This window comes from Streptomyces sp. NPDC005799 (genome assembly GCF_040630525.1).
GTDB lineage: Bacteria > Actinomycetota > Actinomycetes > Streptomycetales > Streptomycetaceae > Streptomyces > Streptomyces griseorubiginosus_B.
In genome coordinates, this window is sequence record NZ_JBEXXQ010000111.1 from 1 (window position 1) to 9,496 (window position 9,496).

General features: G+C 66.8%; 10 protein-coding genes and 2 pseudogenes. 5 read left to right on the forward strand and 7 right to left on the reverse strand.

Annotation, left to right across the window (positions count from 1 at the left end; all coding sequences use genetic code 11):
* On the reverse strand, positions 1-585 hold a 585-nt coding region (locus tag ABZ453_RS49115; RefSeq protein WP_359026326.1), incomplete at its 3' end, for a transposase.
* A 138-nt stretch (positions 586-723) separates the two neighbouring features.
* Here ABZ453_RS49115 and ABZ453_RS49120 point away from each other — a divergent pair.
* Positions 724-1,137, forward strand: a complete 414-nt coding sequence (locus tag ABZ453_RS49120; protein ID WP_359026328.1) for an IS3 family transposase — start codon at positions 724-726, stop codon at positions 1,135-1,137.
* Positions 1,138-1,526: 389 nt separating this feature from the next.
* Positions 1,527-2,399 (forward strand): serine hydrolase, encoded by an 873-nt coding sequence (locus ABZ453_RS49125; RefSeq protein ID WP_359026330.1) that lies wholly within the window; start codon positions 1,527-1,529, stop codon positions 2,397-2,399.
* A gap of 658 nt (positions 2,400-3,057) precedes the next feature.
* On the opposite strand, the gene ABZ453_RS49130 is transcribed toward ABZ453_RS49125, so the two are convergent.
* A complete protein-coding gene (locus ABZ453_RS49130; RefSeq protein ID WP_359026315.1) occupies positions 3,058-3,522 on the reverse strand; it encodes a hypothetical protein in 465 nt (154 codons plus the stop codon).
* Positions 3,523-3,588: 66 nt separating this feature from the next.
* Positions 3,589-4,056 (reverse strand): hypothetical protein, encoded by a 468-nt coding sequence (locus ABZ453_RS49135; protein ID WP_359026317.1) that lies wholly within the window; start codon positions 4,054-4,056, stop codon positions 3,589-3,591.
* Positions 4,057-4,227: 171 nt separating this feature from the next.
* Here ABZ453_RS49135 and ABZ453_RS49140 point away from each other — a divergent pair, with 171 nt between their 5' ends.
* The gene (locus ABZ453_RS49140; protein ID WP_359026319.1) at positions 4,228-4,635 is read left to right on the forward strand and encodes a hypothetical protein; all 408 of its coding nucleotides are present in this window, start codon (positions 4,228-4,230) and stop codon (positions 4,633-4,635) included.
* Between the two features lie 206 nt (positions 4,636-4,841).
* Here ABZ453_RS49140 and ABZ453_RS49145 read toward each other — a convergent pair whose 3' ends face one another.
* The 4 genes and pseudogenes from ABZ453_RS49145 to ABZ453_RS49160 form a co-directional block, all read right to left on the reverse strand.
* Positions 4,842-5,006 (reverse strand): hypothetical protein, encoded by a 165-nt coding sequence (locus ABZ453_RS49145; protein ID WP_359026321.1) that lies wholly within the window; start codon positions 5,004-5,006, stop codon positions 4,842-4,844.
* A 277-nt stretch (positions 5,007-5,283) separates the two neighbouring features.
* Positions 5,284-6,381 (reverse strand): NmrA family NAD(P)-binding protein, encoded by a 1,098-nt coding sequence (locus ABZ453_RS49150; RefSeq protein WP_359026322.1) that lies wholly within the window; start codon positions 6,379-6,381, stop codon positions 5,284-5,286.
* 520 nt (positions 6,382-6,901) lie between these two features.
* Positions 6,902-7,432 (reverse strand): alpha/beta fold hydrolase, encoded by a 531-nt coding sequence (locus ABZ453_RS49155; RefSeq protein ID WP_359026324.1) that lies wholly within the window; start codon positions 7,430-7,432, stop codon positions 6,902-6,904.
* Between the two features lie 120 nt (positions 7,433-7,552).
* Positions 7,553-8,253, reverse strand: a pseudogene (locus ABZ453_RS49160) (SDR family oxidoreductase).
* Between the two features lie 319 nt (positions 8,254-8,572).
* On the opposite strand from ABZ453_RS49160, the pseudogene ABZ453_RS49165 reads away from it, so the two are divergent.
* Together ABZ453_RS49165 and ABZ453_RS49170 are read left to right on the forward strand one after the other, a co-directional pair.
* A pseudogene (locus tag ABZ453_RS49165) lies at positions 8,573-8,827 on the forward strand (DDE-type integrase/transposase/recombinase); the annotation flags it as partial.
* Between the two features lie 24 nt (positions 8,828-8,851).
* Positions 8,852-9,496: transposase (locus ABZ453_RS49170; protein WP_359026332.1), on the forward strand; the 645-nt coding region annotated here is incomplete at its 3' end.

Below are 9,496 nucleotides of genomic sequence, written 5' to 3' on the forward strand. Positions count from 1 at the left end.
GGCCGCCCAGTCGACTTCGACGCCGGCCGCGAGCGTGCGCCTGGCCTGCTCCAGGGCGATCGCGGTCTTGGTGCGGAAGACGAAGTCCCTTCCCAGTCCGGCCTGTTCGCACCGGCCGGGGTCCTTGGCCCAGTGTCCCTGGACGTACAGGTCGCCGTCGATCAGGCAGTGGCCGAGCGAGCTGGCGTAGGTGCGGTACACGGCGACCACGGCATTGCTGACCTGCCCGGTCGTGCCGGTGTACTGGCGTCCGACCCCGGCGGTGGTGGTGCCCTTCTTCTCCTGGCCGGTCTCGTCGAAGACCAGCACCGCGCCGGGCGCGGCCAGGTGGCGTACGGCGAAGTCCCGCACCGCGTCGCGGGCGCCGTCCTCGTCCCAGGCGGCCTGGTAGAGCAGGCGCTGCATCCCGAACGCCCGTGCCTTCCCGGCGTGCTCGGCCATGGTCCAGCAGTTCTTGCGTGGCAGGTCGGCCAGAAGACCGCGCAGGTACGCGCAGGCGTGTGCCCGAGGCTCGCGGCGGACGAACAGCGCAGCCAGCTCGGCGGAGAGCTCGTCGAACTTCTCCTGGAACAGCGAGGGATCTATGCTGACGACAGAGGCCGCCTGAGGATCTCGTTGGTCACAACACCATGATCAACAGGTGGCCTCGCCCATGCCCTGGCGCCCTCGCCTCGCCCGTCGCCCGTCAGATCACGAAGTGCGACTGGAGTACCGGCCACCGTCATCGACATCGCATCCCGACGGGTGGTCGGCTGGGCCACCGCCAACCACCTGCGCACCGAACTGGTCGCCGACGCCTTGCGAGCCGCCTGCCACCAGCGCCGCCCCGCAGGTTCCGTGATCTTCCACTCCGACCGCGGCTGCCAATGCACCAGCCGTCAACTCGCCCTGGTCGCAGACCAGCTGGGTGTCCGGCTATCCGTTGGCCGCACCGGCCAGTGCTGGGACAACGCGCTAGCCGAGTCGTTCTTCGCCACCTTGAAGAACGAGCTGATCGGCACCCAGCCCTGGCCGAGCAGGTCCGCCGCCCACACCGCGATCTTTGAGTGGAACGAAAGCTGGTACAACTTGCACCGACTCCACAGCAGCCTCCACTACCGCAGCCCCGCCGACTACGAGGCCGCACTCGCAGCCTGACCACCACACCGATGGTGTCCGTCAAAGCGGAACAAGCTCAACCTGCGGGCGGATCAAAGGGAGTTCGCCGCGTCGGTGAACGAGCACTTGACGTTGATTCGTATGAATATTCCGCCGGGGAGATCCGTATCAGTGGTGGGACTTGTGGGGATCGTGCGGTAGGAGTGGCAGATCCCCGTCTCGGCGTCCCAAGACCCACACGATGCTTGCGGCTTCACCGCAAGCACTGCCACCTGGCTGGCCGTTCACGAGCCATGCCCCCACGTTAGGTCAGTAAGTTGAGCCACCGACGTGTCACCAAGAAGACTGGCATCCTCGCTGCGTCCGCGGTAGCCGCAGTCTCCGCAGCCGCGATCATCCTGCCCACCGCCAGCGCAAGTCCGAATGCGATTTCGGCGGCCAGGCCGGCCGTGTCCGCCTCCGCCCTGAAGGCGAAGACATCAGCTGCCCTGTCCCAGGAGATCACCGCCCAGGGCGCCTTCGTCGCCGACGACGCCAACGGAAAAGCACTGTGGACCAAAGCCGCGGACACCCCCCGTCCCCAAGCCAGCACAACGAAGATCATGACGGCTGTCGTGGTGTTAGAGACCCCTGGCCTGGATCTCGACCGCCAGGTCAGCGTCAAACAGGAATACCGTGACCATGTCACCGACAACGATGCCAGCACGGCGGATCTGAAGACCGGCGACACCCTGACCGTCCTCCAGCTGCTGCACGCTATGCTGCTGCCCTCGGGCTGCGATGCCGCGTTCGCGCTCGCTGACACGTTCGGCACCGGCGACACCATCGACGCTCGCACGAAGTCGTTCATTACCGCGATGAACGCCAAAGCCGCCTCGCTGGGCATGACGAAGACTACATACGCCACCTTCGACGGCCTCTCCCCGGACGACAAGACCACACCGCGCGACCTGACCAAGCTCGCCCGGCACGCCATGGCCAACACCACCATCACCGACATCGTCAAGAAGCAGAGCACCGAACAGAGCGCAACCAACGGCCGCACCTACACCTGGATCAACACCAACCAGCTTCTCGGCTCCTATCCCGGAGCCATCGGCATCAAGACCGGCACCAGCACCCCGGCAGGCCCCTGCCTGGTCTTCGCCGCTACACGTGAGGGCCGCACGGTCATCGGAGTCTTGCTCAACGACCCCAACCGTTTCGTCAGCGCAGCCAACCTGCTGGACATGGCCTTCCAGTCCGACGCAGCGAGCACCATGAAGCTGCGTCAACTGCCCGAGGGGGCCCAGAGCGACTGACCGCCCTGGGATCCAGGTCCGTACGGTCTTGCTCGCTCACATGACGAGCCCATACAGATCTCGGTGCGTTGTGGCTAACCGGATATCGTTCGAGGTGCGTGGCGCGGTGATCATCTGGACAGAGGTGCGGGTGCGGCCGCGGGCATGAAAGAACGGGCCCCTTGGTAGTGACGTGGTTACGACACCAGCACGACCAAGGAAGCCCGTTGCCCGGTCAGTTGAGCAGCATCTCTGTGCCTGCGTCCACTGCGGTCACCCTGGGTGTGACGCTACGTGCACCGGTTCGGTTCGATCGCTCCAGGGCTGCGGGCAGGCTGCTATCCCAGTGAGATCGTTTCATCCTGAAGTCGCAGGTCGCGGTACTGGTGTGAGTCCGTGACGGAGTGCTCGTGCTGGCCGTCGTCGTGATCGTCAGCGGGAGATCGTCCGTCAGCGTTGGACTTCGGAGTTCGCCAGGACGAGCAGTGCCCGCAGCAGGATGGTGGCGTGACGGGTGTTCATGCGGACCTTGGATCGTCGTCGGGGTGGTCGTCCAGGCCGACGAAGCCGAGGTCGGTCAGGGCCCCGAGGCCAGCCTCGCGCAGATGTGCGGTGATCTTGTCATGGCGGGCGGCGGTGATCTCGCTGGCCCGTCCTGGGCGAGCCGAGGAGATCCAGATCAGGTTGCCCTTTCGTCGGTGAGGGCGAGGAAGAGCAGGCCGTGGGCCTTATGTTTCCCGCTGTAGTTCTTGCGGTTGGCTGTCCCGGTGCGGCGCCGGGTGCGGACCAAGGTGCCGTCCAGCAGGACCACCACCCCGCCCCGCCTGGCGATCTTCTTCAGAGCACGGTCCAGGCGCGGGGCCCGGGCGGACAGCAGACCGATCACCTCCAGGACCCAACGGCGCACGGTGGCGGCCGATACGTTGTTGCCGCCAGCCATGTCGGCCAGGCGCTGGTCGTGGCGCAGGACGGCGAGCACGACGATCGCCTGGGTGCCGGGAGCGGCCTTGCGCCAGCGGGTGCCCAGCTGCTTGCGCCTGCGGCGTATCAGGCCGGCGACGAGATCGACGGTCCGCTTCGACACGGGAAGCCGGACCTGGTAGACAACACCGGGAGAGCCCTCGGCGGGCGGCTGCCTCTTCACACAGGCGCCAACTCCCGCCGGGGGCCCTCGTGTTACGGCCCGAACCGGCCGAACCGCCGCCGGTGGTCAGCGCGGCAGATAGCGTCCGGAGCCCGTCCGGGTCAGCCAGCCCCGGTCCGGCAGCTTGCGCAACTGGCCGCGGACCGGCTCGACCTTGCCCGGGGTGTTCTCCCGGCCCAGCGCAAGCGCGACGTCCTTGGCCTTCACGGGCCCTGGCGCAGTCGTCACGATCTCCATGATCCGCCGGTACTCCGGCGTGAGCGCCTCTGTCCCCATGCCCTCTTCGCGGTCCGGGATCAGCCGCATCCCGGCCGCCCCGGGTGTCGCCACCACCCGCTCCGGATCCGGCCCGGGCTCCACGGTCGGCGACGACTGCCGTCCGCCGTCCGTCGCCTCGGCCCCCTGCCCGAACACCACCTCGGCGGCTTCCAGCCGGGCCAGCTCGGCGTCGGTTTCCGCCAGTTCCCTGCGCAGCACTTCGGCCCGCTCGGCCAGCTGCATCCGCCGCTCGATCGTCCATGTCAGCACGTCCACCCTGTGCCTCCCTCCTGCCGCGGAGGCTACGAGGCACCCCGGCAAACCGGCCAGGAACCCGGGAAGCCCCCCGTGGCAGACGATCCCCTGCTACCGATCAGCCCTCGGAGCAGCACGAGCACACCACTCTCCACCCACACCAGCGGCCCGGCCTGCGAATTCAGGATGAAAATGAATCAATGCTCCGAATACCTCGATTCCGACGAGTTGCGCATCCGTCTCGAAGTGGTGCTGGAGGAGAACGCAGAGCTGCGCGAGGAGATCGCCCGGCTGAGAGCCGACAACACCCGGCTGTGCAGCCTCCTGAGCCGAGACACCCAAACCGTACCTGTCGGCATGCCGCCTGTTCCCGAGCCCGTCCCGGCACCGCCACCAGCCAGGCCCGGCGGACTGCCCTATGCGGACGCCTCCTCCAGCGCCGAGGCGAAGATCGTCCTGTTCAGGGTCCTGTTCGCAGGCCGCGAGGACGTGTACGCCAAGCGGTGGGTCAGCGCCAAGTCCGGCAGGACCGGCTGGAGCCCGGCCGAGGACAACCCGTTCGACACAAGGCCGATGAGGACCGGGTCTTCTGGCCGCTGACCGACGAGGCCATCTACCGCCATCTCGATCCGGCCCTGCAAGGGCGCAGCGAGCTGCATATCGGGCTGTATCCGCTGCTGGCCGACGACACCTGCCGCCTGTTGGCGTGCGACTTCGACGGCAAGGACGGCAGCGACTGGCGAGCCGACGCCACCGCCTACATCGCAGCCTGCCAGGAGACGGGCGTCCCCGCCCTGCTCGAGATCTCACGCTCTGGAAAAGGGCGCACGCCTGGACATTCTTCGCCGCTCCCGTCGCTGCGGCCACCGCCCGAGGCGGTGCAGGAGTTCGAGGGCCAGAGACACGGCGAGCGGACGCTCGGCGAGCCGGTAGCCGAGCAGGGATTCGGCGCGAGCGACGCGCTGCAGCACGGTGTTGCGGTGAGTGTGCAGCCGCCCGGCCGCCCACGGTTCGGTATCGCTCTCGGCATCGTCGATCAGACATCACCCATGCACGACATCAGCATGGGACGCATCCCGCTGGACCAGAGTGTGGTCCAGCACGCACCCCCGACGTCCTCGACAACCGCCACGATGCTTCTGACGAATCTTGAAGCCTCCCTCGGGCTGGAGCGGCCGTGCATGCCCACGACCGAGCGCACCATCTCGCGGTGTTGGCCGTACTGATCGCAGGCATGCAGTGGCCTGTCTACAGCTTGCCCGTCCTGAAATCCGCGCTGCTCTTGAGGACCGCGGATTCCATGGTCCAGTTCTCCGGCTGGACCCTCTCCCAGAGGCTTCCCTTGCCGAGTTCCCTTCCCAGCTGGTCTTCGCGACGGAACCACTCCTCCGCGCTCCTGATCCTGTTGGGGTGGATTTCGTCGAGCAGTGCGTAGTCCCTAGTGATGATTCTGTGCTTCCATATATTCCAGAAGCCCGTGAAGTTGTCCCGGAAGCTCATGGTGCTCTTGTCGTTGGGATCAGCGTTGTATCCGGCAGGGTGGTCAGCGATCCCCCTCAGATCCGGACTGTTCCAATAGGTGTCCAGATCGGTGTCGATGTACTGCGCCGGATGCCCGGTCACCTTCTCGAAAGCCGCAGCCATATCGGTGTAGGTCATGTGCTCGATGGCGACTTCGAGGTCCATGCCGTTGGCCCGCTCCGGATTGTCGAAGAGCCAACGGACATAGAATCCGCAGTCATCGAGAGCGACGTGCGGAACGGCTCCCGCGCCGAGCGGCACTCGCCACGTGACGACCCCGTCCTCGACGCTGGGCGTCATGGGCGTGAGCGGCGAGATCACCATTTCGATGTAGGGGCCTGACGTGAAGACCGCAGCTCCCATCCGGTCGCTGTTCTTTTCGTTCTGGAACAACACCCATTCGGCCATGCGACCCTTGCCGTCGTAGTGGCCGGTGCGGAACCTGGAATCGTAGCCGGACTTCTTGAGAGCGTAGTCGAGGTTTCCGTAGACGAAGAACTTGATTCCTTCTTCGATCGCTATCTCGTAACTGCGAAAGGCCCAGTACGTCTCGGTCTTCTCGCCGGTGTTGAACCCGTCGATATTGATGAATGCCCCGTCAGAGCCGCGAAATCCTTCGCGCAGTACGTCCTCGTCGGCGAACGAGCCTTCGAGGATGGAGACGTTGCCGAGCGCGAGGAGTTCCTGGGCCCGGGTGGAGGTGGCATCCCGAGTGAGGACCCGGACGGAGTACTTCTTGTCGGCGACGAGAGCACGAACAATGGGGATCCCCTGGGCCCCTGTGCCGCCTATGACGAAGATGGTGGATGTGACGTGAGAAGACATGGTTCCTGACTCCGAGGTTGAGTGCGAATGCAGCCAGAGCCCGCTGGCCGGCGCGTGTAGAAGCTGGTCTCTGTATGCCTTAACGACCCTGGAAACCGATCAGTTTCCATCAAATTACACCGATCGGTTTCAAGGCTGCAAGTGCCCGAGCGCCCGGATCTTGACAGTGGGCCAGCGCGAAGGCACGGTCTCCCACCAAGCGATACACCGGCGGCCCCGCACGGCCCCTGGCCATAGAGCGACTACCGCACAGCTCTCCGACCAGAGAGGCTCGTGCAACAAGGTCGCACCAGGCAGGACCGCCCGTCGTAGCTCCCGTCCGGTCCGGCCACAGCGATGCCGTTGGAAAAGGCTGCGCGGGGAAGTAGCAGCGGAGCGCACCAGGGCGCCGACGTCGCCGGAGGACCCCGGCGTATGGGCTTTTCGGCGAGGATCGGCAGGATGATGGAGGGCCGGCACAGCGAGCCAACCAGGTTGGCCATAGGCATTCGGCTTGATCGCCGCCACATGGGGAGGGCGGCTAGTGCTGCCGCGGCGACCGGCTGACGAACCGCCCGCCGGGAGGAGCGCGGGTTGTGCCGCATCCAGTGACCCGAGGGTGACAGAACGTTCCGTCGGGGTAGTCGTACGGGTTCACCGAGACGACGCGCCGTACCCGCTCCGGCAGATCGGCCGCGGCGGTCAGGGCGAGCACGCCCCCCAGGGACTCCCCCACCAACGTCACGTCGTGCAGGTCGAGTTCGGTCAGGAGCCGCTCGACGCCCGCGCGCAGCGCCGGCTCCTCGTAGGACGCCCCGGGCACGATCTCGGAGTAGCCCATCCCGGGCAGGTCCAGGGCGTACACGGTGTACTGATGCGACAGCATCGGGATGAGGAAGCGGAAGTGCTCGGCCTGCGTCCGCAGAGTGTGCAGCAGGACGACGGGGGCGCCGGTACCCGCCTTGAGGTAGCGCAGGGTTCCCTCGCGGCTGCGGCCTCCTGCGCGCGGGGGGATGGTGTGGCTGGTGGTCCCCGGAATGTGGATCGTGGGGCGGGGGTCTTGGGTGGGCATGTCGCCGTCCTTCTGTGCGTGAACTGCCGATGCGTGCGGATAGGTGATGTGGGTGCAGTGGCGCAGCGAGAGCCGTGACGCGGGTGGCGCGCGATGTCGGCTCTTGCTGTGGTCCGCGGCCTACTTGGCCAGCTGGGGGTACAGTCCGGCCAGGTCGCCAGCCAGGCCCGCCTTGACCTGCCGCGATATGTCGTCGGCGAGGACCTCGTACGCGCCCGCCTCGATGCCGTCGAGGGCGAGCGCAGCCACGTCACGGGGGTCGCACTTGGGTGCGTCGACGCCTGCCGTCAGGTCCGTGTCGACGTAGCCGACGTGCAGTCCGGTCACCGCGATGCCGCGCGGCTCGAGTTCCAGGCGCAGGGAGTTGGTCTGCGACCACAGGGCGGCCTTTGAGGCGCTGTAGGAGCCGCCGAGCGCGATCCAGGACAGGGCGGAGTGCACGTTGAGGAGGTGGCCGCCGCCGTTGCGCTCGATGACCGGCACGAACGCCCGGGCGAGAAGCAGCGGGCCGTAGAAGTTGGTCTCGAACTCCCGGCGTACGTCGTCCACCGGCGATCCGAGGAACGACGCACCCACCGAGGCACCCGCGTTGTTGATCAGCACCGTGACGTCCCCCGCCTGCGCGGCGGCCGCCGCCACGGAAACCGGGTCGGTGACCTCCAGCGCCACCGGGACCGCGTCCGGATGCGTCACGGTGCGCGGGTCGCGGGCCGTGGCGTATACCTTGCCGGCTCCGCGTGCGTACAGCTCCTCCACCAGGGCCTTGCGATGCCGCGGCTGCCGCCGGTGACGAAGACGTTGGCGCCCTTCAGAGCGGTCATGACTACCTCCACAGAATGAGAAACCGATCGGTTTCCCACCGTAAACCGATCGGTTTTCGAGTGCAAGCCCAAGGAGGAGCTCAACTCTCTGGTCCCGTCACCGGCCGAACGCGGCCAGATCCGCGATCAGAGGTCAGCGTTCGGACGCCGCCAGACCGAAGAACTCGCCGGTGAGGCGTGCGCAGCTGGGCGCGGGGCCCTCTCCCGTCGTCTCGGGACGGTGCCCCTTCGAGGCCGCGTCCCTTGAGCCGATGAGGAGGCTGCGCCGCGTCCCCTTGGATGCTTGAGGGGAAGTGCCGAGAGATGAGAGCCACACCGGTGCTGGGTGGCGGACTTCACCCGCGTGAAGACCTGGTCCGCGACCGTCTACGTCGCGTGCGTCGTGGACACCTTCTCCCGCCGGATCGTCGGCTGGTCCGCAGCCACCGCGAAGGAGACCGTCTTCGTCCTGGACGCCCTGGAGATGGCCATCTGGCAACGCGATCGCGACCAACAGCCCGTTCAGCCAGGAGAGTTGATCCATCACTCGGACGCCGGGTCGCAATACACAGGGTCTGTACGGTCTTCGGTGTAACTCCCGATCATGGAAGAGCACCTGATGAGCGACGTGACTGTCTCTGTCGAGGCGGTTGAAGAGGTCCGGCCGGCCGAGTTGCCGGCGGACGTGTTGGACGAGCAGTTGATCGGGCAGTTGGTCGACCGGGCCCGCGCAAGCGGCCTGCAGCTGACGGGTGAGGGCGGGCTGCTGCAGCAGCTGACCAAGCGCGTGCTGGAGTCCGCCCTGGAAGGCGAGATCACGGACCATCTCGGCTACGAGAAGCACGACCCGGCCGGTGCCGGCAGCGGCAACAGCCGTAACGGGGCCCGGTCCAAGACCGTGCTGACCGACGTCGGCCCGGTTCAGATCACGGTGCCGCGTGACCGAGAGGGCAGCTTCGAGCCGCAGATCGTCAAGAAGCGGCAGCGGCGCCTGACCGGCGTCGACGAGATGGTTCTGTCGCTGTCCGCGCGTGGTCTGACGCATGGTGACATCTCCGCCCACCTGGCGGAGGTCTACGGCGCGAGCGTGTCCAAGCAGACCATCTCGACCATCACCGACAAGGTCATGGACGGGATGGCCGAGTGGCAGAACCGGCCGCTGGACCCGGGGCGGTTTCCAGTGATGGTTGCGAATCATCTGGATTGCAGTGCTATGCCCCAGTCTCGCATAGCCTCGTCCGGGGTGCGGTCGCCGAGGACCATT

Excerpts from the sequence above, each read along its gene's own strand:
- ABZ453_RS49140 (WP_359026319.1), top strand. The coding sequence starts at position 4,228 with ATGAATCAATGCTCCGAATACCTCGATTCCGACGAGTTGCGCATCCGT.
- ABZ453_RS49150 (WP_359026322.1), bottom strand. The coding sequence starts at position 6,381 with ATGTCTTCTCACGTCACATCCACCATCTTCGTCATAGGCGGCACAGGG.
- ABZ453_RS49155 (WP_359026324.1), bottom strand. The coding sequence starts at position 7,432 with ATGCCCACCCAAGACCCCCGCCCCACGATCCACATTCCGGGGACCACC.